Genomic DNA, 26,355 nt, shown 5'->3' with positions numbered 1-26,355 from the left:
GTGCAGTGGTCGGGCCGCGCCAACTATTTAATCAACCGGACCGCCCAATCGCTGCGCGCTTGGGTCCCCTCCGTGCTTCGCACTCCGGCGGCCGGTTATTACAACGTTATTAGCGCCTATGTCCCTTGTGCTTGCATCTTCTAGAGAATTGCAAATTTCGCTTGAGCCTGTTCAAGTGGAAGATCGGTTGCCGTCCGTGGCTTTTGATGTCCTTGCAAGACTCACTATGCCATTTCAAGAGGCGACTATTCAAATTAGGGAGTGTTGGTTCACACTTGACGCACTTCGTGATTTCGAAGACCAGCTATCCGAATTACGGTCTCTTGATTTGGGCGCTGCAACGCTTCTGGATATGAGCGAGCGGCCCATTGTGCGAGTCGCACGCGACGGCGGGACTATCATTACTACGGTGCGGGCGTCGGACACTATGGAAGCTTCATCGACGGTCATCGAGCTGAAAGGCTATGCCGCTGAAGTTTCGGAAATGCTCGAGCACTTACGTGAATATGAGAAATGGTGGTAAACATGGCTAACAATGTGTTCAAGTTCGCTCCACTTCGTTCCGCCAGACGCGCTGACGCGCGCCGCTTAACCGAACGTTCGGCCATTTAAGAAATGAGCGGCAACTTTCACTTCACCTATGCATCTGACTGGCGTAATGTCCCAGGCGCGTTCTGGGTGCATCGACCAGTCGACGGGGAGCCGGGTACTTTCGCGCCGCCAGCGCCACTGGCGGTCCCGCACAAGGGCTTTCCTGTACTGCACGTTGAATTTGAAAAGTACGAGCTTCTGTTTAGCTCCGTTGCGCAGCTTGAGCATTACATTGAAGTCCTGTCGCAAACAGTCTTGCCTACCTCTCGATGCCTTTCCGAGGCCAGTGGTCTCAAGACTGGTCCAAATCAGCATTGGTTAAGCCGCTTGCCTGGCGAGTTAAAATCACCGAAAAGTCGGCAGTCGTTGGTAAAGGTGTTGGGTGCGGCCAAGGTGTTTGCAGCCGCTAACTCGTCGAACCACGCATTCAACCCGGACGCGCTAAAGCGCGCCGGTTAATTTTGCACGTTAGCAGCTATGGCAGCACTATTTCGTTACTGTTTGATCGTTGCAGGGTTTGTGCCTTTGATGCAAAGTGCTGTGGCCCGTCCAGATGTGCCTGATGCGCTGGTGGGAAAGAGCTACGCATCTGCGCGTACCAAAATGATGAAAGAGGGGTGGATCCCATTTCATCATCCGGATCCACAGATGATGGATTGGGTGAAAGAGATTCAAAGAAAATATCCGGAGCTGGATAGTTGTGCCGCCGATAAGCCAGTTTTCTCATTCGTCTTTAAGCGGTCTGGAAAATGTCGCCGTATAGTCACTTGGGGCGAAGAGTTGAAAGATTTTAAGGTTAATTCCATTGTTCATGATTGCCCATAAGACGACAAGCTCTAACCCTGCAGTCAACTGGACTTCCTCCACGCTACGCGTTGCGGCAGCCAGTTACTTTTGAACGTTAGGAAGTGAAAATTGAGAGCACTATTTGCACTATTTGCATTATTTCTATTAGCGGGATGTGCCACCCAAGCTACTCAGCGGAATTCAGATGCGAATATCCCAAACGGAACTTGGAGCGGGATGTTTGAATATAGTGGAATGACGGCTGATAGGAGTAAACATACTGCAACCATTTCGTTTGTAGTAGTTTCCTGCGGCGGAGAAGCGAAATATTGGGTGAATGGTGGAGGTGGAGCTTTCGAATCGCCAGAAGCCAATTTCCAGGTTGACTCCTACCATGGCACTCACGTTATTTCGTTTAGGGCTAAGGACAGTGGTGAGCAACTTGGTTGGGTCGAGCTCCAGAGCTTAACTATCATTGAAACGGGCTTAAGTAACGCGAGCTTTCAGTGGACCAGATCAGTTAGCAACAGAGATCTTGATGTTGGTGAATCGGACAGAACTTTTTTTCAGCACGGAACAGGTGTGTTTGAACATGCCAGAGCTGAGTGTTCAAAAGATCAAATCCCCGCTATTGCAGCAAAGGCAATAGCAGCTATGCCACCTAACAATTCGTTCAAGCTGACGCCTGCGGCGCTGCTTAACTGAACTATTAGACTTAATCCAATGGTCGACCTTCAAGCCCAAATCGCTGAACGAAAGACATATGCCGTAGCAATGCACTTTCTTCAAACCCTCTATGAATCTGGTACAGGCGTTAGTGGCTGGCGTACTATTCCAAGTGGCTTGAATGGTTCCTTCCATGGTGCTTCGTTTCTCAGTTCGACATCGAACAGGGATTCAGTGTTAATTACGAGAAACTTGATTGTCGCCTGTGAGCTGGAAAATAAAAAGGCTGGGGCAAGTGAACTTCTCTATTCGATTTATGCAAAAGTCTAACTCTTTAATCAACCGGACGGCTTACGCGCTGCGCGCTCCAGCCGCCGGTTATTCCGAAAGTTGGATCGCGATTTGATTTCTCGCACAAGCCTTGCCAAGGAAAATAATGACACTTAAATCTACAATGTTGATTCTTGCCGCACTTACTTTGAGTGGGTGCGCTGCATCTGGAAAACACTATAAAGATATTTCACATGACTCCGTTGCATTAGGGCTATCCAAGTCCAGACTGACCGTTTTCAGAACAACAGAGACAATGGCCGCTGCGGGCCGGGACGCGCGCGTTACTTTAGACAATACATACGCCAAATATGTAGCTTTCGGTGGATTTGCAAGCATCGATACCACAGCAGGTGATCACAAATTAAATGTCGGGATGGGTTCGGATAAGAATCTATGCGAAATTTCTGTTTCATCAAAACCGAGCGAAGAACTATTCTTCGAAGTTAAGCCACTGGTGGGTCGAATTGTTGGAGAAGCTGTTGCAGCTGGCGTGACCGCTGGCTTCAGCGCAAAGGGAATCTATGGAACCGACGTTGGTTCGCAAGCCAGTCCCAAAAATTGCCAAGGCTATTTCTTGATTATGCCAGTAGATCGGGCATACGCGCTCAAGCAGCTCGAGAGCATTCGCGAAAGTGCCCAATGATCCGAAAGCGATACACGGTCTTAAATTGATGTAGATGATGTCTTCGCGCAAGATGGCAGGTGCAGGTGCAGGCGTTTGGTTGGTGGCGGTATCGCGCTCGGGGCTTCGGTTGCGCAGCTCGGGGCACGTTCATGCGCTCGGTCCAATCTTTCGCTCGTTCGGACGGGTGGGATGCGCTGCCATTTATTTGCATTATCCGCTGGCGGCCCGCCGCGCAGCTCTACGATGGGCCTAGAAATGCTTCCTCCGATAAGCGTAATCGACAGTATTGAAATGATCCGAGACGGTGGCTCGCTAGCTGCAGTTTTCCGCGGAACCGATAGCTGTCAGTACTCATTATTCTTGGAAATCCACACGCGGACGCTAGAATCAGGGGATGTGGAACGGTTGGGATACTGCGCTCCGAAGATCGTGGACCGCCTCACCAATTCTTCGCAACTGATCACTTGGCAGCATGCTGCCGTCTTGCTAGGTCAAATCGGTGGAGTGATTCGACGAGAGCACGATTTGAGGTGGTATGCGTTGATGACGGAAGTCGTTGAAACTGAAGGCAGACTTCCGAATGAAATTGAAAAAATACTTCATGCTTTTCGTCACTAGTACATTGTTGCCCAACCCAGCAGTCAACAGGACTGCCTCCACGCTGCGCGTTCCGGCAGCCAGTTACCTTTAACGCTGGCCGCAGTCACAAATCCAGCACATCGGTCTCGCTTCGCTCTGGGGAGCGTTGTCCTAAGGACTAAAGTGCCAGCAAGCGGCCACCGCCCTCCCCCCGCCTGACATTGCCGCCCCGCCTTATAATTCATGCAAACTTTTGCAAAGCGGGGCAGCGATGATCGATTTCCAGGGACTCACCAAATCCTATGGCGGCTTTGAAGCCGTCAAACCCCTGACCATGCAAGTGCGGCGCGGCGAAGTGTTCGGTTTCCTGGGACCGAACGGCGCCGGCAAAACCACCACCATCCGCATGCTGATGGGTATCCTGGTGCCCAGTGCGGGCCGGGTCCTGGTGGATGGCCTCGATTGCCAGCGCGATGCGGCGGAAGTCAAACGCCACGTCGGCTACCTGCCTGACATCCCCACCTACTACGACTACCTGCGCGGCCGCGAAATCCTGCAATTCGTGGCCGAGATGCATGGCTATGCGCGCTCCGAAGCGCGCGGCCGCGCGCACCGCCTGCTCGATGAGCTGGGACTGACTGACGCCGCCGAGGAATTCGCCGCCAATTACTCAATGGGCATGAAAAAGAAACTGGGGCTGGCGTGCGCGCTGGTGCACAACCCCAAGGTGCTGGTGCTCGATGAACCGATCAACGGCCTCGATCCGCGCGCCTCGCGCGACGTGCAGGAACGCTTGCTGGCAGCCGCCGCGCAAGGCACCACGATCTTTGTCTCGACCCACTTGCTGGACATGGCGGAAAAGCTGTGCGACCGGGTCGGCATCATCCACCGCGGCGCGCTGGTCGCTTGCGGCACGCTCGATGAATTACAGGGCGCCGCCGCCAGCGGCAGTTCACTGGAACAAGTGTTCCTGAACATTACCGACGAAGCCGGCGAGCAGGCGCCATGATGGCGCCGCCGCTGAACAGCGCGGCCCGCGCCGTGTGGCTGCTGACCCGCGTGCGCCTGCTGCGCCTGTTCAATATGCTCAATGGCTTCAGCCTGGGCAAGAAGAAGGGACCGCAGCGCACCGGCACACAGCGCAAACGCACCGTGTACTGGATCCTCTCGCCCATCGTGGCGTTTTTCATGATGGCCGGGGTCATTAACATCATCAACGGTTCCATCGTCAACCTGCATTGCGCCATCGACCATACACCCGCGTGCATGAAGGCGGCCAGCCTGAAAAACAACCCGGCCGTGCAGTCGCTGGTCATGGACCAGCTGCAAGCCATGGCGTTCAGCACCAAACTCGCGGCGGCGGCCACGCTGCAACTCTTGATGCTGTGGCTGGTCAGTGTCTTGATGCCGCTGAGCAGCCGCGAAATGGCGCAACCGGAATGGGACCTGGAATGGCTGGTCACCTTGCCCGTGCAGCGCAAGGCGCTGTTATGGGGACGGCTGCTGGAGCGCACCGTTGCCAACCCCAGCGGCGTGATGTCGGTCTGGCCGGCCTGTATCGTGCTGGCCTGGTATGGCGGCCATGGCTGGTGGTCGGCGCTCAGCGGTTTTGCCGCGGCCAGCCTGTTGCTGATGCTGGCCGCGCTGGCGCGCACCCTGGTCGATACCGGCTTGCGGCTGTCGCTGGCGCCGTCGCAATTGCGCAACCTGCAGGCGCTGGCCTCCGTATCCTGCCTGCCCATCATGTACATGGCGATGTCGTATTCAATGATGGGCTACGGCTCGTTCACCTATGACTGGGCGCGCCACTTCCCGGCATGGAGTTTGTGGACGCCGCCCGGCCTGGCCGTGCAGGCATTGACGGCGCACACCTTGCAGCAGGCGGCGCTGGCTTGCGCCTTGCTGGTGGCGCAAGCCGCGCTGCTGATGCTGGCCGGCATGGCGTTATTGCAGCATCAGCTGCGCGCCGGGGTGGTCGGCAGCGGCGCGCGTGAAAGCGCGGGACGCAAGGCCGGCGCCGCCGTGGCGCTGGACGAGGACGGCTCCCCGCAAGGCTGGCTGGCGCGCGCGCGGCACTGGGGCACCACCTTGCAGCGGCGCGAACTGCGCCTGTTGAGCCGCGACCGCAACTTCCTGGTGCAAAGCCTGCTGGTGCCGGTGGTGATCGTCGGCAGCCAGCTGGTGTTCAACAACCAGTTGCAATCGTTCGCGCAAATCGGCGAAAACCAGCAATTGATGGCGGCCGTGGCGTTCGGCATCGGCAGCTATGTGCTGATGCTGTCGGCGTTCCAGACCCTGAACACGGAAGGCAATGCGCTGTGGATGCTGTACACCTTCCCCCGTTCGCTGGACAGCATGCTGAAGGAAAAAGCCCGGCTGTGGGGCGTGCTGGCGTTGACGTATCCGCTACTGGTGTTCGCGGCCGGCCTGTATTTCAAGCCCGTCTTCAGCTGGCAGCTGGCGTGGCTGGCCCTGATCGCGCTGGCCGGCGTGGTGATTTTTTCCGGCATCGCGGTGTCGCTGGGCGTGTTTGCCTGCGACCCGCTGGCACAGGAAACCCACGCCCGCATCCGTCCCACTTACTCTTACCTGTACATGCTGCTGTGCAGCCTGTATGTGTATGGCATCTATGCCCAGGAGTGGGTGCAAACCATCGCCGTCATGGTGCTGACCAGCGGCCTGTCGCTGGCCTTGTGGCAAAAGGCGCGCGACGCCTTGCCCTATTTGCTGGACCCGGCCGCGTCACCACCGCCGCGCGTGGCGCTGTCCGACGGCTTGATTGCCGCCATGACGTTCTTCGTCCTGCAATTGCTGGCGCTGTTACTGTTCACAGGAGGCAAGCAGGCCAATGTGCGCGACCTGGCGCTGGCGTTCACCCTGGCGGGCGCGCTGGTGTACTGCGTGGTGCGGCTGGTGTACTGGCGCTACAAGACGGCGGGTGTGCCGGCCGTGCTGGCCAGTGCGCTGCATGGCGGCATGATCGGCGCGGTGCGCGATGCGGTAAAAACCGGTGTCACCGCCGGCGTGATTGCCAGTGTGTCCGGTTATGTCTACCTGTACCTGCTGCAAGGGACCATCTGGGAAAGGGAAGCGATCACCGGTTCGCTTTGGTATGCCGCCATGGCCGTGCTGGCCGCGCCCGTGTTTGAGGAATTCATTTTCCGGGGCCTGATCCACGCCGGACTGCAACGGCTGGTCCCGTCACTGGCGGCGGCGCTGGGCAGCGCCGCCATCTTTGCCATCGTCCATCCGGCCGGGTCGATGGCGCCGGTGTTCGTGCTGGGCCTGTGCGCGGCCTGGGCGCATGGGCGCAGCACGTCGCTGCTGGCCCCGATGATCGTGCACGCGATCTATAACCTGACGATCGTGGCATTGCAATTCCGCTGGTAATCCAACGGCGCCGAGTCGGTAGGATGGTTTCCGCGCAGCGGAAGCCAGCATGGCGGCTTCTGGGTTACGGGCTTATTTGTACATCGGGCCGTCGTTGATGAAGCCCCCGCCCTGGTACAAGGTCGCAGCATCATCCGGCGCCGGATACGCGCCCGTGTCCGGGAACATGTGGCGGAATTGGCGCGAGCTGTCTTTCGGGTGGAAACCGATGTGGCCGGCCTTGCGGTTGTCCCACCACACGCCATCGTTGTCGGACATGCCGTACAACACCGTGTGGCCCACGCGCGGCGCCATCAGCGAGCAGCGCAGCGATTCCACCAGGTCGTCGTAGCTGAACCAGGTCACCATCATGCGCGGGTTCTTCGGTTCCGGGAACGACGAGCCGATACGCAGGCAGACCGTCTCGATGCCGGCGCGGTCCCAGTAATAGCGGGCCAGCTGTTCGCCAAACACCTTCGACAGGCCATACATCGAATCAGGACGGGTCGGGCTGTCGGCGTCCAGGTGTTCCGTGGTCTTGTGGAAGCCGATCGCATGGTTCGAGCTGGCGAACACAATGCGGCGCACGCCGTGCTTGTGGGCGGCTTCGTACACGTTATAGGTGCCCTGGATGTTCGCAAACATGATGTTTTCGAACGTGTTTTCAGTGGAAATGCCGCCGAAGTGCAGCACCGCTTCCACCCCTTCCAGCAAGTCCAGCACCGCTTCCTTGTCGGACAGGTCGCACTGGACGATTTCCTCGCCTTCGCGCGCAGCGCCCATGTCGCTGATATCGGACAGGCGCACCACATCGGCCCACGGCTTGATGCGGTCGCGCAGGATTTTACCGAGGCCGCCGGCGGCGCCGGTCAGCAGGATGCGTTTGAATGGTTTCGTCATGCTCTTTCCCTTAAATCTGCCAGTTGTACGACATCATACGACATAGTATGACATTATGCCACAACCTGTTCAAGTCACCGGCGCCGGATTGAACAACACCAGCGCATTGTGCAATTTCCACTGTTCGGCCCAGGTCTTGCGGCCGCTGGCCACGTCCAGCATCAGGCGGAACATTTCCCAGCCCACTTCCGCGATGGTCGCTTCGCCACTGGCGATCCGGCCCGCGTTCACGTCCATTAAATCATGCCAGCGCCGGGCCAAATCGTCGCGCGTGGCGACCTTGATCACCGGGCATTCGGCCAGGCCATACGGCGTGCCGCGCCCCGTGGTGAAAATGTGCAGGTTCATGCCGGCCGCCAGTTGCAAGGTGCCGCAAATAAAATCGCTGGCCGGCGTCGCCGCGTAAATCAAGCCTTTTTGCTGGAGCTTGTCACCGGGCGACAGGACGCCGGAAATCGGGCTGGAACCGCTCTTGACGATGGACCCCATGGCCTTTTCCACGATGTTCGACAAACCGCCTTTCTTATTGCCGGGCGTGGTGTTCGCGCTGCGGTCGACCCCGCCCCGCTTCAGGTATTGATCGTACCAGTCCATTTCGCGGATCATCGCATTGGCCACGTCGGCATTGATGGCGCGCGAGGTCAGCTGGTCGATCCCGTCACGCACTTCCGTCACTTCCGAAAACATCACGGTACCGCCCGCGCGCACCAGCAAATCGGTCGCATAGCCAACGGCGGGATTGGCCGTCACGCCGGAAAACGCGTCACTGCCGCCACACTGCACGCCCACCACCAGTTCCGAGGCGGGCACGGTCTCGCGGCGGCGGCGGTTCAGCACTTCGAGCTGCTGTTCGGCCTTCGACACGATGGCATCAATCATGGATTGGAAGCCCACGTGGCCCTGGTCTTGCAGGCACACCAGCGCCGGTTCGAAATCCGCTTCCGCGCCGGCCGACTGGATCGGGATCGAGCCTTTCGGGAACAGCCGCTGCGGCTGCAGCTTTTCGCAGCCAAGGCTGACCACCATGGCCTGGCCGCCGAAGTTCGGATTCAGGCTGATATTGCGCAGGGTGCGGATCGGCACATCGGCATAGGGCGCATCGATCGCCACGCCGCAGCCATACGTGTGTTCCAGTCCCACCACGTCATCGACATGGGGGAACTTCGGCAGCAACTCTTCCTTGATGCGCTTGACCGCATGTTCCACCACCCCGGCCACGCACTGCACGGTGGTGGTGATGGCGAGGATGTTGCGGGTGCCGACGCTGCCGTCCGGATTACGGAACCCTTCAAAGGTATAGCCTTCCAACGGGTCCATGGCCGGCGCTTTCACCGTGGCGATCGGCAGCCCGGTCAATTCACGGGCGGGCGGCAGGGTCACTTGCGGTTCCGCGATCCAGCACCCAGCTTTCAGGTCGGTCGCGGCATAGCCGATCGTGACGTTGTAGCGGATCACCGGGTCGCCCTGGGCAATGTCGCGCAGCGCCACCTTGTGGCCTTGCGGCACCGCTTCCAGCAATACCAGGCCGTCCGCGAACACGGCGCCCGCCTTCAGACCTCCATCATTGACAACGATGGCGACGTTGTCGTTTTCGTGCATCAGGATGTAGCGCGGGCTGTTCGCGCTGGACGCTGCAGTCATGTTCATTCCTTTATTGGTGCTGGATACGTGTTGTTTCCCGTCCAATTCAGTATGCCCCAGATAAAAAAATTTGGCTAGTCCAGATTGCATATTTGGTCTGACCACCTTAGAATGGCCTGACCAGATCGCAACTCAGCAACGAAAATCAATCAGCAAGTCGATCGGCTAACCGGTGAACCAGGCCATGAACGCAAACCCTAAAAAACACGGCGCAGCGCAAGACACCACGGGGCACGAGCCGCGCCTGTACCGCGTGGTGGCGGACCGTATCCAGCAATTGATCGAGGAAGAGCGCATCCAGCCCGGCGAGCGCTTGCCATCGGAGCGCGACCTGGCCACCAAGCTGTCCGTCAGCCGGGCCTCGCTGCGCGAAGCGCTGATTGCGCTGGAACTGGGCGGCGCGATCGAAGTGCGCGGCGGTTCCGGCGTGTATGTCAGCGAACTGCAACCGGATGCGGCGCTGCCGGAAGCCGGCCCGGGTCCGTTCGAAGTGTTGTCGGCGCGCCGTTTGATCGAAGCGGAAATCGCCGCCATTGCCGCCCGGGTGGCGACGGACAGCGCGATCGATGCGATATTGAAAGCCGTACAGGAAATGGAAGCGAGCCATGCCAACAAAGCCAGCAACGAACACGCCGACCGCAACTTCCACCTGGCCATTGCGCGCGCCACCGGCAACAGCGCGCTGGTCGGATCACTGTCATATTTATGGGACCAGCGGGGCCACCTGTGGCACCGGCTGAAAGAACACTTCCAGACCGAAGAATTGCGTCAGGAAACCTTGAAAGACCACCGCCACATCTTTGAAGCGATTGCTTCGCATGATGCGGCGGCTGCGAAAAAAGCCATGCGCGCCCACCTGGAGCGCGTGACCCGGACTTTCTCGCGCGGCTGACACAGGAATACGTCGTACCGCTTTGCAAAAAACTGGATGTACCCGGGACTGCCCCACTCCGAAGAAAGGTGGGCGTCCCGAATGAGTTATCGACCGGCTGCAAGCTCGGCGCCCAGGCAGGCGCCCTCCTGGCAGCGGCACGGAGTACGCGAGGTGCTCCATGAAGCGAATGGCGACAGCGGCAAGGGGCCGCAAGCGAACGCCGCGCATAACTTTGATTGAATTTGAAGGAGACATAAAAATGAACAAGCCTAGCCCTGTGCAGCCTCGCCTGTTGCTGACGTCCATCACCCTCGCCGTCCTGACCCTGGTCAACTCCGTCCATGCGCAGGAAATGCAGCGCATCGAAGTGACCGGTTCGTCCATCAAACGGCTCGCCGCCGAAGCGGCGCTGCCGGTGTCATCCATCAAGGCGGAGGAATTCGTCGAGCGCGGCATGACCACCCTGGCCGACGTCATGATGGCGCTGCCACAATCGGCCTCGCTGGCCCCCTCGAACGCCGGCTCCGGCACCAACATCAACTTGCGCGGCCTCGGTGTCAACCGCACGCTGGTGCTGTTGAATGGCCGCCGCCTGGCCAACGAGGCGATTGCCGCCGGCTACGCCAATCTGGACGTGATCCCGATGAGCGCCCTGTCGCGGGTGGAAATCCTGCGCGACGGCGCATCGTCGATCTACGGTTCCGACGCGATCGGCGGCGTGGTCAACTTCATCACCAAGCGCGATGTCGAAGGCGGTTCCGTCACGGCGCAATACATCCAGCCTGAAAAAGACGGCGGCGGCGATGAACAGCGCGTCACCCTGACCTACGGTATGGGCAACCTGGCCAATGATGGCTGGAACGTGTACGCCACCATCGATGCGCACCAGCGTTCGCGCCTGGCGCAAAAAGACCGCGCCGAACTGTCGTCGGCGGCAAAACTCACGGAACTGGGCCGTGCGCCAACCCTGGGCACCGGCGGCAACGCCACCCCGGCCAACTTCACCACGGCCACCAACAAGACCGCGCAAAACCCGTACTACGCGAGCGGCTGCCTGTCGCCATCGTCGATCCAGGGCGCAAAAAACACCTGTATCCTGAACGCCAATGAATATGGCACCGCGTTGCACGCCAACCAGCAGGTGTCGTTCTACACCCGCGCCACCAAGCGCTTCTCGGAAGACCATACGGTCACCATCGATTACGCGCTGGGCACCGAACAAATCCTGGCCGCGCGCAATCCTACCAACGCGGTCGCCGTCAACGGCGTCTCCGCCACCCTGCCATCGACCAGCAAATGGTATCCGGGCGCCAGCGGCGGCGTGCCTGCCGTGGCTGGCCTGAAAGGCGAACCGCTGACCGTGACGTGGGCCGTGGCCGACTATGGCGTGGCCGTGCAAAAGGACAAGCAGATCAACCAGCGCCTGGCCGTCTCCGATGAAAATCGCTGGGGCAGCTGGGATACCCGCGCCGGCCTGGTGATCGGCATCAGCGATCGCGAAAACTATTACCAGAACGGCTTCTTCCGTGGCCAGGGCTTGCTCGATGGCTTGAAGTCCGGCGCGCTGAACCCGTTCGGGCTGCAAGACCAGAGCGGCCTGGCTTACCTGAAGACGGTTTCCGTCGATGGCCAGAAAAACCGCGATTCGCGCACCACCTACACCGGCGTCGACTTCAGCGCAACGCGGCCGGTGATGAACCTGGCCGGCGGCGAAATGAACGTGGCGGTCGGCCTGGACTTCCACCGCGAAACCACGCGTGACGACAAGCTGGCGATCCAGAACGACGTGACGTACCTGAACTCGAGCGCATCGCACGGCGAAGGTTCGCGCAACGTGTCCGCTATTTATGCGGAAATCGATATTCCGCTGACCAAGCAGCTGACCTTGAACTTTGCCGGCCGCGACGACTATTTCAGTGACTTCGGCAACACCTTCAACCCGAAGGCCAGCTTCCGCTATGAGCCATCGAAACAGTTGATGTTCCGTGGCTCGGCCAACACCGGCTTCCGCGCACCGACCCTGTTCGACGCGTATGGCTACCGCCTGCCTGGCGCCACCACCCGCACCGCCGCGCGCTGGGATGACCCGGTACTGTGCCCGGGCGGCACCCCAGGCGTGGCCAACACCGGCAAGGCGCTGCCAGGCTACGTCGCGTCGGAAGTGTGCAATGCGACGCTGCCGAAACAGACCGGCTCCAACGCCGACCTGACCCCGGAAAAATCGAAGGGCTGGACCCTGGGCGTGGTGGTGGAACCAACCAAGTCGATGACCGTGTCGGTTGACTACTGGAACATCCGCATGACCGACATGCTGGCCAACCTGCCGGAGCAGGTCTACTTCCTGAACCCGGAAAAGTACAAGTCGTTCTTCGTGCGTAACGCCGACGGCACCATCAACTACATCAAGAATGTCACGATGAACCTGGGTGGCCAGAAGGCGGCCGGCATCGACATCTCGGCGTCCTATTCGTTCCCGCGTTCGTCGACCTGGGGCGACTTCAAGGTGCAGCTCGACGGCACCTACCTGACCCAGTTCGACAACCAGCTGGAAAAGGATTCCGACTTCATCTCGAACGTGGGCCGTTTCGGCCTGGCCAGCAACGGCACCACCAGCAGCTTCCCGATCATCACGTACCGCTGGAAGCATACCCTGAAGCTGAACTGGGCACTGGGCAACTGGTCGGCGCAGATGACGCAGAACTACAACTCGAAGTATGAAGACCAGAACCTGGTGGCGCAGCAATACTGGCGCGACATCAATTCGTACAAGCCATGGAACTTGACGGCGACCTACAAGGGCTTCAAGAACATTGCGATCACGGGCGGCATCACCAACCTGTTTGACTCGGCGCCACCGGCTACCAACCACAGTGGCTATTCCAATGGCTACCTGAGCAGCGCCGCCAGCCCGATCGGCCGTTCGTACAACTTGCGCGCGACCTACAACTTCTAAGCACGGCGGGCCACGACGCGGCATTGTCCCGCGTTGTGGCCGAGCGAGGATCCGATGAAGCTAAAAATCATGACCGCGGCGCTGGCACTGTGTGCAAGCGCCGCTTTTTCCACCCACGCGGCGGAAAACAAACCAGTGCGCTTTATCCTGGTGGGCGACTCCACCATGGCCACCGCCAGCGGTTACGGCGACGCCTTTTGCGCCCGCGTCATCCGCGCCGACACCTGCATCAACCTGGCCAAGGGTGGCCGCAGTTCCGGCAGCTTCCGCGCGGAAGGCCGCTGGGATGAAGTGCAGGGATTGCTGAAAGGTTCCAGCGCTTACCGCGCCACCTATGTGCTGATCCAGTTCGGCCACAACGACCAGCCCGGCAAACCGGGCCGCTCGACCGACCTGGTGACGGAGTTCCCCGTCAACATGGCGCGCTATGTGCAAGAAGTCAAAGCACTGGGCGGCGTACCGGTGCTGGTGACGCCGCTGACGCGCCGCAGTTTCAAGAACAAAATTTTGGAAAACAACCTGGCGCCCTGGTCCGCCGCGATCCGCAAAGTGGCCGCCGAACAGCAGGCCGCGCTGCTGGACTTGAACGCGGACAGCTATGCCGCCGTACAGGCCATGGGCGAGGACGAGGCCGACACCTTTGCCGTCGAACCCAAACCCGCTGCCGCCGCGACCGCTGCACCGGCCACGACCGACCTGGCCAGGATCGAACCGGCCGGCGCCGCCAAAAGCGCCTTTGATTACACCCACCTGGGCGCCAAGGGCGCCATGTATTTCGCCCGCATGGTCGAGCGTGAACTGAAAGCCGCGCTGCCGGTCACCGCCACGCAATTCCGGCCCGAGGGACAGCCATGAGGCAGCGCCGCGCGGAACCACTGTGCCGTGCTGCGCGGGCAACAACACTGGCCGCACTCCTGGCAGCCGGCATGGCGCATGGTGCGGAAACCGCCAACGCTCCCGCAGCGGCCCAGCCTCTCGTGAAAGACAGCAGCACCGCCGCCCGCCCCACCGCATCGACCGGCACCGCCCGTCCGCAATTGAGCGCCGCGCAAGCCGCACAATTCACGCTCCGGGAAGTCTTGAAGTACGTGGGCGTGGCAGGCAGCGAGCGGATCGATCCATGGGACCCGCTGGCCGATCCACTGGCCACCAATGCGCCGTTCACGCCGCACTACATCGTCGATGCGAAGGCGCAGGCCGATGGCGTACGCACCTTTAACACGGTGCAGGCCGCCGTGTCCCGCGCCTTGCAGGATGCCGGACAGCGCCAGCGCGCCCATATCCTCGTCAAGCCGGGCACGTACCGCGAGCTGGTATATGTGCCGGCCGCGCCGGTCGCCATCACCTTGTACGGCGACGGCAAGCAGCCGGGCGACACCGTCATCACGGCCAGGCTCGATGCCGCAGTGGCAGGCGACGCCTATGCCGTTCAATACGGCCCCCAGTTTGAAAAGGCACACCCCGATGTGCAAGCCATGCATGCGCTGGTCAAGCAACGCGCGGCAAGCGGCAAGGGCAATATCGGCACCGGCGGCTCGCAAACCATGTGGGTGCAAAACCACGGCTTCCAGGCCCGCAACCTCACCATCGCCAACGGCTACAACAAGGACGTCGGCAATGCGCGCGAAGAATGCGGTGAACGCCCGTGCGGCCGCAATGACGTGAACCCGCAGGCAAATGTCGTGCACCACCAGGCGGTGGCGCTGCAGGTGGAAGGCGCGGACAAGGTACAGTTTGAAAATGTGCGCCTGATTGGTTTCCAGGATACCCTGTACCTGAAAAACCGCGACGTCCACCAGCGCCAGCGCGACACCGTGCGCAGCTTCTTCCACCGCACGTATATCGAAGGCGACGTGGATTTCATTTTCGGCGACAGCACCGCGTATTTCCTGAAGTCGGAAATCCGCACCCTGGGCGACCGCAGCACCGCGTATGTCGGGGCGCCGAATACCAGCTACCTGTCGAAATATGGCTTCGTGTTCAACCAGTCCGCCTTTACCCATGACGGTTCAAAAAATGCGCTGGCGGGCCAGTTCCATTTGGCGCGCCAGTGGTTCCACAACCAGAAATGCACGCCCTATGGCAAGGTGCCGGTGGACGGCTACCGCTGCGTGCTCGGTGACGTCAGCGCTTACAGCGCGCCGCATGGCACCATCACGCCGAACGTGCTGGAAACCGTGGGAAAAATGGTGGTGCTCAACTCGCGCATCGGCCGCCACATCCACCGCGCCAGCCCGTGGTCGGACTGGAACCGCAACGGCACCCTGCCCTACCGTCCGGCGCAGTTCAACTCCGATGATTACTGGGCCAACCTGAAAGCGGCCGGCATCGATCCCGTGCAAGACCTTGGCTACGCCCGCGCGCCGCAACCGGCCGCGCCATTCCTGGCTGAATACAACAACACTGACGAACAATGACACCCATGAAAACCATCAACCAGTCGCGCCGCACCCTGCTGAAAACCTCCCCCGCCGCCGCCCTGGCCATGGCCGGCGCGCCGTCGATCGCCGCCACCGAACAGGACCCGTGGCTGCGCGCCGCGGACATCGCGAAAAAACTGGCCAACCCGACTTCTTTCCGCAAACAGGATTTCCTCGTCACCGAATTTGGCGCGAGCCAGTGCCAGCTGACCAAGGTCAAGGCGTGGGTATCGCATGACGACGAAGCCTCGGTCGATACGCCGGTCAAAGGATCGAAGGATTGCTATGCCGCGTTCCGCGACGCGATTGCCGCATGCCACAAGGCGGGAGGCGGCCGCGTGGTTATCCCGGCCGGCAACTGGTATTGCGCGGGCCCGATCGTGCTGCTGTCGAACGTGCACGTGCACCTGAACAAAGGCGCGCACGTCTACTTCAGCAACAACCCGGAAGACTATGCGAAGTATGGCGACGTCGATTGCGGCAAACACGGCAAGCTGGTGATCACGCGCTGGCAAAGCAATGACTGCCTGAATTTCGCATCCATGATCTATGCGTATGGCCAGGACAACATCGCGCTGACCGGCGACGACTGGACCAGCATCCTGAACGGCCAGGGCGGCGTGCCGTTTGAAAACAGCCCGGATTGCTGGTGGACCTGGAAGGGCAAGAACCGCACCATTAACGCGGTGTCGCAAACCAACACGCCCGGCTACAAGCCCGGTTCGATCGCGGCCAACATGGAAAACCCCATCAATCCGAAATCGATGGCGGAAGTGGCGCCCAACCTGACCGATGACGAGCGCAAGCTGATCCAGGGGGACAGCAATAAATGGCGCGCCGATGAACACTACCTGCCGGCGCTGTCGGAAGCCGGTGTGCCGCTGCCGCGCCGCGTGTTCGGGCTGGGCCATTACCTGCGCCCGTCGATGATCCATATCGTCGGCTGCACCAACGTGCTGCTGCAGGGCTACCAGGTCACCAATACGCCGTTCTGGCAACACCACCCGGTCCACTGCCGCAACATCGTGCTGCGCAACGTGTACATGAACAGCCATGGCCCGAACAGCGATGGCTTTGATCCGGAATCGTGCGACCACGTGCTGATCGAAGGCTGCGAATTCGACGCGGGCGACGATTGCATCGCCATCAAGGCGGGCAAGAACCAGGATACGCAATACGGTCCGTCGCAAAACATCGTGATCCAGAACTGCACCATGCACGCGGGCCATGGCGCCGTGACCCTGGGCAGTGAAATGGCGGGCGGGATCCAGAACGTGTATGCGCAAGACCTGGTGTTTGAAAACAAGCACTGGAAAACCAACCCGCTGAACACGGCGATCCGCCTGAAAACCAACATGAACCGGGGCGGCTACCTGCGCAATTTCTACGTGCGCAATATCTCGATTCCCAACGGCGTGCAAACGTCGCCCTCGTTCTACGCCTCGCTGCCCGGTTCGCCGATCGCCTCGCGCACGGTGGCCACGGCGGCCGGCGCCGTCGTGACCTTCGATTGCGATTACACGCCGACCGCCGACAGCGTGCGCACCCGTCCGCCGGTGGTCAGCAATGTGCATATCTCCAACGTCAAGGTGGGCAATGTGCAAACCAAGTCCGGCCAAAAGGCATCGTGCTTCCAGGCCATCGTGGTGCTGGGTCCTGTGGCGTCCGACTACAACGGCCCGCAACCGATGCCGACCGTGCTGCCGGTCACCAATGTGACGATCACCGATTGCGATTTCGGCACGCCGGTCAACGAGAAGGCGCCGTGGTATCTGTATAACGTCAAGGGTTTGAAGCTGAAGAACGTGACGATCGGCGGCAAGGTGCATAACACCGAGCTGGCGGGCTAACCAGCATCACATGTCACACCCCGGGGTCAGACCCCAGGGTGTGACATTATTGAGAGACACGGAAGTAATCGAAATCCGCATGGCCGGCGCCGGCCGCCGGTGCAATGCTGAACACCCCCATCTGCGCGCCCACCCAGCGTCCCATCGCCGCCGTGAAAGGCTGGCCGATTTCCGTATAGACGGCGCCGTCGGCGCTGTAGGCAAACCGCGTGACGCCACCGGCGGCCACTGTCATCCGCAAATGCACCGCATTGCCCGCCAGCGGCGCCGTGGCTTCGTCCCGCTCCACGCATTCCTTGTTGGCCTTGTTGCATCCGGCCAGCGCTAATAGCAGCTTGCCGCCGGCGCGCCGGATACCGATCCAGCGGTAATCCATGCCATACATCAGCAAGCCGGCCTTGCCGCCTTCGGCCAGCGCCGAACCATCGACCATGGTCTCGGCGGTAAAACGCTCCGCCGGCAGTTTTTGCAGCAGCAGCGCGGGTGCATGCCACAGGTTGCGGGCGCCCGCAGTGTCACTGACAGCGGGCAGGCGCAGCCAGCCGCTGCGCGCCGATAGCGCATACCATTCCGGCCGCCAGTTGGCGTTCCACTGCCACTGCAATCCCAATGCCGGCGTGCTGAATTCATCGGTGGCAGGAGGCATCACCATGCGCCCGTCCGCGACCACCGGCGGACGGTGCGTCATCACCGGTTCGCCGGTCCCCTTGCCTTCGCGATCGATGCCGATCACAGGCCAGCCATCACGCCACTGCATCGGCTGCAAGTGGACCACGCGGCCATAGGCCCGCTTGTCCTGGAAATGGTAAAACCAGTCTTCGCCCTGCGGCGTACGCACCCACGCGCCCTGGTGCGGACCATTGACGGGCGAGATACCCTGCGCCATGACGATGCGGTCTTCATATGGCCCATCGATGCGGCGCGAACGGAACACCGATTGCCAGCCGGTTTCCACCCCGCCGGCCGGGGCAAACACGTAATACCAGCCATCGTGTTTATACAACTTCGGCCCTTCCAGGGTACGGTAATTCGGCAGCTTGTTGCCATCGATGACGACCTCGCCCGCGTCATCGAGCAGGCGCGCGCCGTCCGGCGCCATGCGGCGCAACGTCAGCACATTATTGAAGCCCGCGCGGCTCTTGGCCCAGCCATGCAGCAGATAGGCGTTGCCATCGTCATCCCACAATGGCGTGGGATCGATCACGCCTTTACCGGCCAGCAGCAAACGCGGTTCGCTCCATGGCCCGGTGAACGTTTCCGCCGTGGTGACATAGACGCCATAGTCCGGGTCCGGATAAAAAATCCAGAATTTGCCATCGTGGTAGCGCAGGCATGGCGCCCACACGCCGTCGCCATGGCGCGGCTGTGCATACACGGCCAACGGCACTTGCCGCTGCACTGCATGGCCCACCAGTTCCCAGTGCACCATGTCGCGCGATTGCAGCAGCGGCAGCGCGGGGGAACTGTTGAAGCTGGACGACGTCATGTAATACAGGTCGCCGACGCGGATCACGTCCGGGTCGGAATAGTCTGCGTGCAGGATGGGGTTGGTGTAGACCGGGGATGGCGGCGCGGCGTGCGCGCGGCAAGCGAGGATAGTCAGCGCCAGTGCGGCGTGGAGGACTAGGTTCAATGGTGACTCCTGCGTTTGACAAGGGCGGTTTCCGCCTTGCATGCAGACGGATGGTGCGCGGGCATGGCGGCTTTGACTTTGGCAAAACCGCCCTACGGAATACGGCCAACACACAGGCGTGCGTTTCAGCCCCGGAACGGCACGTCGGCAACGCCTTTCACGCCAGGACGCAAGGTGATCACCGCCCCGCCCCACCGTTCATCCTCCGGCTTGCCGGAGACAATCGACGTCACCAGCAAGGTGTCGAGGTCCGGCCCGCCAAACGCGCACATCGACGGTTTGAGCATCGGCACATCGATGCGCCGGTCCAGCTTGCCCTCCGGCGTGAAGCGCAGCAGGCAACCGGCGTCATTGGCGCAGGTCCAGTAACAGCCGTCGGCATCGACGGCGGCGCCATCGGGCCGGCCCACATGCTGGTGCAAATCAGCAAACACGCGGCGATTCGATGGCGTACCGGAATCCGCATCGAAATCAAACGCCCAAATTAAACGGCGCTGCGGATGCGAATCCGACAGATACATGGTGCGGCTGTCGGGGGAAAAACCCAGGCCGTTTTGCGTCAGCAAGCCATCCACGACAGGCGCGGACAGCGCCCGGCCGTCATGCGCATACAGCAGGCCGGCCGGATTGGCCGCCGCCATGTCCATGAACATGGTGCCGGCCCAGAACCGGCCCTGGCGGTCGCAGCGGCCGTCATTGAAGCGCAGGCCGGGCCCCAGGCCGTCCGCATGGCACAGCAGGGTTTCCGCCGCGGACGGCGATTCCCCCAGCACCAGCGTATATAACCCGGACTCCATGCCCGCCACCAATGACGGCACTGCGCCGCCGCCGGCGCGGGGCGCGATGCACGCCACCATTTCCGACGTGGTCCAGCTGCGCAGCGCACCGCTGGCGCCATCCATGCGCCAGACCGTGCGTTGCGGGATGTCGACCCAGTACCAGGCGCCGGCGACGGCGTCCCAGACCGGGCTTTCACCCGTTTTGCACGTAACGTCTGTTACGCGTTCCATACCAGGTCGCCGTCTTCCACCCGTGGGATCGCCAGTGGATTCGCATCCAGCAGCGCCGCCGGCAGCAGCTCCGCCGGCACTTCCTGGTAGCACACCGGGCGCAGGAAGCGGTCGATCGCGGAGCCGCCCACGGACGTCGAACGCGGATCGGAAGTCGACGGGAACGGACCGCCGTGCACCATCGATTGCGCCACTTCGACACCGGTCGGGAAGCCGTTGAACAGGATCCGGCCGGCCTTGCGCTCCAGGGTCGGCAACAGTTTGCCGGCGAAGCCGATATCGGCGCCGGTGGCGTGCACCGTGGCGGTCAGCTGGCCTTCCAGGTGTTCGGCCACGCGCAGCACTTGTTCCTGGTCGCGGCAACGGACCAGCAGCGAGCATGGGCCGAAGATTTCGCTTTCCATTTCCGGGTTCGCCAGGAAGGCATCGGCATCGACTTCATACAGCGATGCGACCGCGCCGCATGGCAGGTCGCCGCCCAGGCCTTGGGCCAGCAGTTTGACGCCGGGGATGGACGACAGCTTGTCGACACCGGACGTGTAGGCCGAGTGGATGCCCGGGGTCAGCATGGTTTGCTGCGGCTTACCGCCGAGGAAACCGATGGCGGCGTCGACGAATTGCTGCAGCGCCGGGCTGTCCACGCCCACCAGCATGCCCGGATTGGTGCAGAACTGGCCCGCGCCCAGGGTCAGCGAATCGGCGAACGCCTGGGCGATTTTCGGTGCGTTTTCCAGCGCGCCCGGCAACAGGAACACCGGGTTGATCGACGCCATTTCAGCGTAGACCGGAATTGGTTCATGACGGGCATTGGCGGTGCGCACCAGCGCCAGGCCGCCGTGGCGCGAACCGGTGAAGCCGACCGCCTTGATGGCGCGGTGCGCCACCAGGTTCTGGCCCATGGTGACGCCGGAACCGATCAGCATCGAGAACACGCCTTCCGGCATGTCGCATTCGATGGCGGCTTGCTGCACCGCCTTGCCGACCAGCTCGGACGTGCCCAGGTGCGCCGAGTGGGCTTTGACCACGACCGGGCAGCCGGCCGCCAGCGCCGACGCGGTGTCGCCGCCGGCCACGGAAAACGCCAACGGGAAGTTACTCGCGCCGAACACGGCGACCGGGCCCACGGCAATCTTGCGCAGGCGCAGGTCGGGGCGTGGCGGCGCACGGTCAGGCAGGCGCGAATCCAGGGCCGCGGTCAGGAAGCGGCCGTCGCGCACCACCTTGGCGAAGTGACGCAACTGGTTGCAGGTGCGTCCACGTTCGCCTTCCAGGCGGGCCTGCGGCAAGCCGGATTCCTGCATCGCCCGTTCGATCAGGGCAGGACCGAGGTCCATGATGCGGTCGGCGATGGTTTCCAGGAAGCGCGCACGCAGTTCCAGCGAAGTTTCACGGTAACGGTCAAAAGCCTGTTCCGCCAGCTGGCAAGCCCGCTGCAACTCCTCTTCGCCGCCCAGGCCGAACGCGGGTTCGATCTGTTCATTGCGGGACGGGTCGATGGCTTTGACAGTGCCTTGCTGGCCGCGAACGATGGTTCGGCCGATGATCATTTCACCAGAAATCTGCATGTGTGCTCCTAGGTTGTTGCGGGCTTTTGGCCCTGAATTATTGAGCGCCTTGGGCGCGTATCAGTTTGTCCAGCATGTCGCATTCTGCCTCAGTCAGGTCCGTCAGTGGTGCACGGACCGGACCTGCGTCATGGCCCACCAGGCGGGCGCCGGCCTTGACGATGCTGACGGCATAGCCGGCTTTGCGGTTACGGATCTCCAGATACGGCAGGTAGAACTCGTCCAGCATGCGGTTTTGCTCGGCATGGTTGTCGGTGGCGACAGCATGGTAAAAGTCCATGGCCAGTTTCGGCATGAAATTGAACACGGCGGAAGAATACACCGGAACGCCCATGGCTTTGTAGGCCGCCGCGTAAACTTCCGCAGTTGGCAGGCCGCCCAGGTAGCTGAAACGGTCGCCCATGCGGCGCCAGATTTGCATCATGCGTTCGATATCGCCGATGCCATCCTTGAAGCCGATCAGGTTCGGGCAACGGGCCGCCAGCTTTTCCAGCGCGTTCGCATCCAGCTTGCAGACGTTACGGTTGTACACCACCACGCCGAAATTGACGGATTTGCACACCTGCTCCACGTGTTCCACCAGGCCGTCCATCGATGCCTCGGTCAGGTAATGCGGCATCAGCAAGATGCCGGCCGCGCCCAGGCGTTCGGCTTCCTGTGCGTACGCGATCGCGGTGCGGGTCGGACCACCGGCGCCGGCCAGGATCGGTACTTTGCCACGGCAGGTATCCACCGCGGTCTTGATCACGTCGGTGTATTCGTTTGGCGTCAGCGAGAAGAATTCACCGGTGCCGCCGGCCGCGAACAGCGCGCTGGCGCCGTACGGCGCCAGCCATTCCAGGCGCTCGGCATAGGTTTTCTTGTTGAAATTGCCTTGAGCATCGAAGTCCGTCACCGGGAACGATGGCAGGCCGGACGACAGGATGGTTTTTAATTCATTGGGTTGCATGACATCTCTCCAGGTTTTCGGTAGTCAGCGGCACCATGCTCGCTTGTTGTATGACATCGTACAACCATAACGATGACGAGGCAAGCGGCGAACGTGAATTATTTTTCGGGCGGAGGCGGTGCGGCGTTAAGCCGCGCCGGCGCTTTCCTGGGCCTTGCGCAGCCGTTCACGGCTGTTCGACAGGTGCGTGCGCATGGCGGCGCGGGCCGCTTCCGGGTCTTGGCGGCTGATCGCGTTATAGATATCCTCGTGTTCGCGGTTCACCCGCTCGAGGTAGTGGGCCGGATCGTCATGCGCCAGGTGCGCGGTATTGACGCGGGCGCGGGGAATGATGTGGGTGCCGAGGTCGGTCAGGATATCGACGAAATACCGGTTGCCGGTCGCTTGCGCGATCAGCAGGTGGAATTGCACGTCCGCTTCCACCGAACCGCCGGCGCGGATCCGCGCCAGGGCCTCCCCCATCGCCGCCAGTTGCGCCTCGCTGCGGCGCGACGCGGCCAGCCAGGCGGCTTCGGTTTCCAGGCTGATCCGTAACTCCAGGATCGCCAGCACGTCGCCGATGGTGCGCACGGTATCGGCGGAAATGCGCAGCGGCTGCGACGGCGGCTCCAGCACAAAGGTGCCGATGCCATGCTTGGTTTGCACCAGCCCGGCCGCCTGCAAATGCGAAATCGCTTCCCGCACCACGGTGCGGGACACGCCATGCAAATCCATGATCACCGATTCGGTCGGCAACTTGTCGCCCGGTTTCAGCTCGCCGCCACGGATGCTGGCCGTGATGGCTTCCACCAGCCCTTGCGCAAGGTTGCGGTGGCGTTTCTTCGGAGGCTGGAAGGCGGTGGCGATATCGTTCATGGCAAAGCCTGGGAGATGGACTACTGTGATTATAACAGTTGTATGACAACCAAAATCGATGGCCCCTGTCCAACACAATACGGATATTCCCGTTGCCAAAACGCACCGGAGAGACAATCATTTTTGATAGCGTACTGCAAGCTTTGCCTACGGACTTCCCTCACAGCGAGCCGAACTGCACAAATTGCTTAAAAAATCATCACAAATTATCACCGCACCGCACTCTTGAAAGCGTTCCCCGGCCTGTATGTTTCGATGTCTAATTAGAAACAGCGGCCCCAGAAAATGGCCGCCGGCAGCCATGCCGAAGACAAGGGGGTGGGATGCGAGCGCTCGGGAGCCAGGTTGCCACACCGCTCATCCTGATGCTGTGCCTGCTGGCGCCGCATCAGGGACATGCACAAGCGGCGCAACAACCCAATGAATATTTTCAAATGTCGCTGGAAGAACTGGATGGCTTCCGCGTGACGTCCGTGTCAAAAAAAGAAGAGCGGCTGGCCGATGCCGCCGCGTCGGTCTACGTCATCACGGCGGACGCGATCCGCCGCGCCGGTGCGCACAGCTTGCCGGAAATCCTGCGGCTGGCGCCAAACCTGCTGGTGGCGCGCATCAGCGCCCAGCAATATGCGATTACCGCGCGCGGCTTTAATTCCAGCACGGCCAATAAATTGCTGGTCATGATCGATGGCCGCACCGTGTATACGCCGCTGTATTCCGGCGTGTTCTGGGATGCGCAAACCACGATGCTGCCCGATATCGACCGCATCGAAATCATCAGCGGCCCCGGCGGCACCATCTGGGGCACCAATGCCGTCAATGGCGTCATCAATATCATCACCAAGGATACGGCCGCCACCAGCGGCGCCCTGCTGCAAGCGACGGCCGGCGGCGACATCAGCGGTATCGCCATGCGCCAAGCCGGGAGCGCCGGCGATGGCCACTATCGCATCTATGCCGGCGGCGACCGCTGGCGCCATACCGAGCGCATCAACGGCGCCGCGCTGCCGGACGCCTGGCGCCGCCAGCAGGCGGGCTTCCGCACCGACTGGCGCAGTGCACGGGGCGACATCAGCCTGATGGGCGACCTGTACCGGGGATTGGCAAACCTGGGCGCGCCGGCCCGCACCACGTTTTCCGGCGCCAACCTGCTGCTGCGCTGGGAGCGCCCGCTGGACCAGGACGCCCGCCTCAGCATGCAGGCTTACCTCGACCATACCGGCCGCGACGTGCCCAACACCTACGGTGAAGCGCTGACCACGGCCGATGCCGAAGTGCGCTACGCCGTCAGCCATGGCGGGGTGGAAACCGTGGTCGGCGGCGGCTACCGGCTGGCGCGCGACAATGTGCGCAACAGCGCGTTGCTGGCCTTCCTGCCAGGCCGGCGCATCATGCACTGGGCCAACTTGTTTGCCCAGCAGCAGCGCGAACTGGCGCCGGGCTGGCGCGTGACCGGCGGCTTGCGGGCCGAATCGAATGACCAGACTGGCGTGGAATGGCTGCCGAGCGTGAAACTCGCGTGGAACCCCGGCGAACGCCACACGCTGTGGGCGGGCTTGGCGCGCGTGGTGCGGGCGCCGTCGCGCCTCGATACGGATTTATATTCGCCGGCCAAGCCGCCATATAACATCGCCGGTGGTCCTGGTTTCCAGTCGGAACTGGCTAATAAGGTGGAGCTGGGCTGGCGCGCCATGACGCAGCCGTCGCTGACCTGGTCCGCCACCCTGTTCCACAGCCGCGACCACCGCCTGCGCAGCGTGCGCGCGACGCCGGGCGGCATCGTGCTCGACAACCAGATTGCCGCCCGCACCACCGGGCTGGAAGCGTGGGGCACGTGGCAGCCCGCGTCCGGCTGGAGCCTCGATGCGGGCGCGCTGCTGCAACGCCAGCATTGGCAAGGGCCGGTGGCCGGCGCGCCGCCGGGCAACGATCCGCGCCGCCAGTTCAGCGCCGGTTCCCGCTGGAACCCGGGCGCCGGCTGGGAACTGGACGCCGCCATCCGCCATGTCGGCGCCCTGGCCACGCCCCCGGTCCCCGCCTATACGGCGTTCGACGCCCGCGCCGGCTGGCGTTTGTCGCCCACGCTGGAGTTGCACCTGAGCGGGACCGACCTGTTCCACAAGGGCCATGTGGAATTCCGTTCCAGCGCCAGCGCCGTTCCCGTGCGCATCGATCGCAGCGTGGCGCTGACCCTGACGGTGCGGTTGCCATGAACACCGTGCGGCGCACCCTCTGGCTGCTGGCCGCGATGCTGTGGATGGCCACCGCGCGCGCAGGCGACATGGCGCAGGCCGACGCGGAAGCCAAGATCAAGGCCAGCTACATTTACAAGCTGGCCGCCTATATCGACTGGCCATCCGCCGAGCCCGGTGCGGCCGGCGCCCCCTTCATCATTGGCATCATCGATGCCGACAACGTGGCGGAAGAATTGAAAAAGCTGGGCGCCGCCCATCCACTGAAAAACCGCCCGGTACAGGTACGCCAGTTGGCGGCAGGCACCTCCCTGACAGGGCTGCACCTGCTGTATATCGGGCACCGTTCAGCCCGCAATGCGCGTAACCTGTTTGACAGCATCGCCACAAAACCGGTGCTGACCATGACGGAATCGGCAGGTTCGCTGTCGGCCGGCAGCATCATCAACCTGGTGCAGGTCGATGACCGCATCCGTTTTGAAGTGTCGCTGCCCCATGCCGAAGCGCGCCAGCTAAAAATCAGTTCGCGCCTGCTGGACGTGGCGTACCGCATCGAAGGACGGTAAT

General features: G+C 61.7%; 21 protein-coding genes. 14 read left to right on the top strand and 7 right to left on the bottom strand.

What is annotated here, in order from left to right; genetic code table 11:
• Positions 1-118 precede the first annotated feature (118 nt).
• The 7 genes from AC1RRC_RS27520 to AC1RRC_RS27490 all read left to right on the top strand — a co-directional run bounded on the left by AC1RRC_RS27520 (position 119) and on the right by AC1RRC_RS27490 (position 6,970).
• Positions 119-523 (top strand): hypothetical protein, encoded by a 405-nt coding sequence (locus tag AC1RRC_RS27520; RefSeq protein ID WP_493058798.1) that lies wholly within the window; start codon positions 119-121, stop codon positions 521-523.
• A gap of 92 nt (positions 524-615) precedes the next feature.
• Complete coding sequence (locus AC1RRC_RS27515; protein WP_493058797.1) at positions 616-1,050, top strand: hypothetical protein; 435 nt, start codon at positions 616-618, stop codon at positions 1,048-1,050.
• Between the two features lie 18 nt (positions 1,051-1,068).
• Complete coding sequence (locus AC1RRC_RS27510; RefSeq protein WP_493058796.1) at positions 1,069-1,416, top strand: hypothetical protein; 348 nt, start codon at positions 1,069-1,071, stop codon at positions 1,414-1,416.
• A 198-nt stretch (positions 1,417-1,614) separates the two neighbouring features.
• Entirely contained in the window at positions 1,615-2,082 is a 468-nt protein-coding gene (locus tag AC1RRC_RS27505; protein WP_493058795.1) for a hypothetical protein, read from the top strand.
• Positions 2,083-2,479: 397 nt separating this feature from the next.
• Positions 2,480-3,019 (top strand): hypothetical protein, encoded by a 540-nt coding sequence (locus AC1RRC_RS27500; protein ID WP_493058794.1) that lies wholly within the window; start codon positions 2,480-2,482, stop codon positions 3,017-3,019.
• 832 nt (positions 3,020-3,851) lie between these two features.
• Positions 3,852-4,589: an ABC transporter ATP-binding protein gene (locus tag AC1RRC_RS27495; protein ID WP_493058793.1), complete on the top strand. Its 738-nt coding sequence runs from the start codon at positions 3,852-3,854 to the stop codon at positions 4,587-4,589.
• Complete coding sequence (locus tag AC1RRC_RS27490; protein WP_493058792.1) at positions 4,586-6,970, top strand: CPBP family intramembrane glutamic endopeptidase; 2,385 nt, start codon at positions 4,586-4,588, stop codon at positions 6,968-6,970. Before AC1RRC_RS27495 ends, AC1RRC_RS27490 begins: the two co-directional genes overlap by 4 nt.
• A gap of 72 nt (positions 6,971-7,042) precedes the next feature.
• On the opposite strand, the gene AC1RRC_RS27485 is transcribed toward AC1RRC_RS27490, so the two are convergent.
• On the bottom strand, positions 7,043-7,849 hold the full coding sequence (locus AC1RRC_RS27485; protein ID WP_493058791.1) for an NAD-dependent epimerase/dehydratase family protein: 807 nt from the start codon (positions 7,847-7,849) through the stop codon (positions 7,043-7,045).
• 69 nt (positions 7,850-7,918) lie between these two features.
• A complete protein-coding gene (garD, locus tag AC1RRC_RS27480) occupies positions 7,919-9,490 on the bottom strand; it encodes a galactarate dehydratase (protein ID WP_493058790.1) in 1,572 nt (523 codons plus the stop codon).
• Positions 9,491-9,674: 184 nt separating this feature from the next.
• On the opposite strand from garD, the gene AC1RRC_RS27475 reads away from it, so the two are divergent.
• From AC1RRC_RS27475 to AC1RRC_RS27455, 5 genes are all read left to right on the top strand, one after another.
• Positions 9,675-10,382 (top strand): FadR/GntR family transcriptional regulator, encoded by a 708-nt coding sequence (locus AC1RRC_RS27475; protein WP_493058789.1) that lies wholly within the window; start codon positions 9,675-9,677, stop codon positions 10,380-10,382.
• A gap of 241 nt (positions 10,383-10,623) precedes the next feature.
• Positions 10,624-13,317 carry a TonB-dependent receptor gene (locus tag AC1RRC_RS27470; RefSeq protein WP_493058788.1) on the top strand — a complete coding sequence of 898 codons (2,694 nt, stop codon included), beginning with the start codon at positions 10,624-10,626 and terminating at the stop codon, positions 13,315-13,317.
• Positions 13,318-13,371: 54 nt separating this feature from the next.
• On the top strand, positions 13,372-14,172 hold the full coding sequence (locus AC1RRC_RS27465; protein WP_493058787.1) for a rhamnogalacturonan acetylesterase: 801 nt from the start codon (positions 13,372-13,374) through the stop codon (positions 14,170-14,172).
• The gene (locus tag AC1RRC_RS27460; RefSeq protein ID WP_493058786.1) at positions 14,169-15,734 is read left to right on the top strand and encodes a pectinesterase family protein; all 1,566 of its coding nucleotides are present in this window, start codon (positions 14,169-14,171) and stop codon (positions 15,732-15,734) included. The genes AC1RRC_RS27465 and AC1RRC_RS27460 overlap by 4 nt, the downstream gene beginning before the upstream one ends.
• A 5-nt stretch (positions 15,735-15,739) precedes the next feature.
• Positions 15,740-17,587 (top strand): glycoside hydrolase family 28 protein, encoded by a 1,848-nt coding sequence (locus AC1RRC_RS27455; RefSeq protein ID WP_493058785.1) that lies wholly within the window; start codon positions 15,740-15,742, stop codon positions 17,585-17,587.
• A 46-nt stretch (positions 17,588-17,633) separates the two neighbouring features.
• Here the strand turns inward: AC1RRC_RS27455 and AC1RRC_RS27450 are convergent, their stop codons facing one another.
• The 5 genes from AC1RRC_RS27450 to AC1RRC_RS27430 all read right to left on the bottom strand — a co-directional run bounded on the left by AC1RRC_RS27450 (position 17,634) and on the right by AC1RRC_RS27430 (position 23,599).
• Complete coding sequence (locus AC1RRC_RS27450) at positions 17,634-19,220, bottom strand: glycoside hydrolase family 43 protein (protein ID WP_493058784.1); 1,587 nt, start codon at positions 19,218-19,220, stop codon at positions 17,634-17,636.
• Between the two features lie 125 nt (positions 19,221-19,345).
• The gene (locus AC1RRC_RS27445; RefSeq protein WP_493058783.1) at positions 19,346-20,230 is read right to left on the bottom strand and encodes an SMP-30/gluconolactonase/LRE family protein; all 885 of its coding nucleotides are present in this window, start codon (positions 20,228-20,230) and stop codon (positions 19,346-19,348) included.
• A complete protein-coding gene (locus tag AC1RRC_RS27440; protein ID WP_493058782.1) occupies positions 20,218-21,795 on the bottom strand; it encodes an aldehyde dehydrogenase (NADP(+)) in 1,578 nt (525 codons plus the stop codon). Before AC1RRC_RS27440 ends, AC1RRC_RS27445 begins: the two co-directional genes overlap by 13 nt.
• Before the next feature lie 37 nt (positions 21,796-21,832).
• Positions 21,833-22,744: a 5-dehydro-4-deoxyglucarate dehydratase gene (kdgD, locus tag AC1RRC_RS27435; protein WP_493058781.1), complete on the bottom strand. Its 912-nt coding sequence runs from the start codon at positions 22,742-22,744 to the stop codon at positions 21,833-21,835.
• Positions 22,745-22,870: 126 nt separating this feature from the next.
• Positions 22,871-23,599: a FadR/GntR family transcriptional regulator gene (locus tag AC1RRC_RS27430; RefSeq protein ID WP_493058780.1), complete on the bottom strand. Its 729-nt coding sequence runs from the start codon at positions 23,597-23,599 to the stop codon at positions 22,871-22,873.
• A gap of 323 nt (positions 23,600-23,922) precedes the next feature.
• On the opposite strand from AC1RRC_RS27430, the gene AC1RRC_RS27425 reads away from it, so the two are divergent.
• Together AC1RRC_RS27425 and AC1RRC_RS27420 are read left to right on the top strand one after the other, a co-directional pair.
• Positions 23,923-25,809 (top strand): TOL_0244 family TonB-dependent receptor, encoded by a 1,887-nt coding sequence (locus tag AC1RRC_RS27425; protein ID WP_493058779.1) that lies wholly within the window; start codon positions 23,923-23,925, stop codon positions 25,807-25,809.
• The gene (locus AC1RRC_RS27420) at positions 25,806-26,354 is read left to right on the top strand and encodes a TOL_0243 family YfiR-like periplasmic protein (protein WP_493058778.1); all 549 of its coding nucleotides are present in this window, start codon (positions 25,806-25,808) and stop codon (positions 26,352-26,354) included. The genes AC1RRC_RS27425 and AC1RRC_RS27420 overlap by 4 nt, the downstream gene beginning before the upstream one ends.
• Position 26,355 lies beyond the last annotated feature (1 nt).

Source organism: Pseudoduganella sp. GW821-FHT12E03 (genome assembly GCF_058807115.1).
This window is presented reverse-complemented; position numbering and strand designations above follow the sequence as displayed.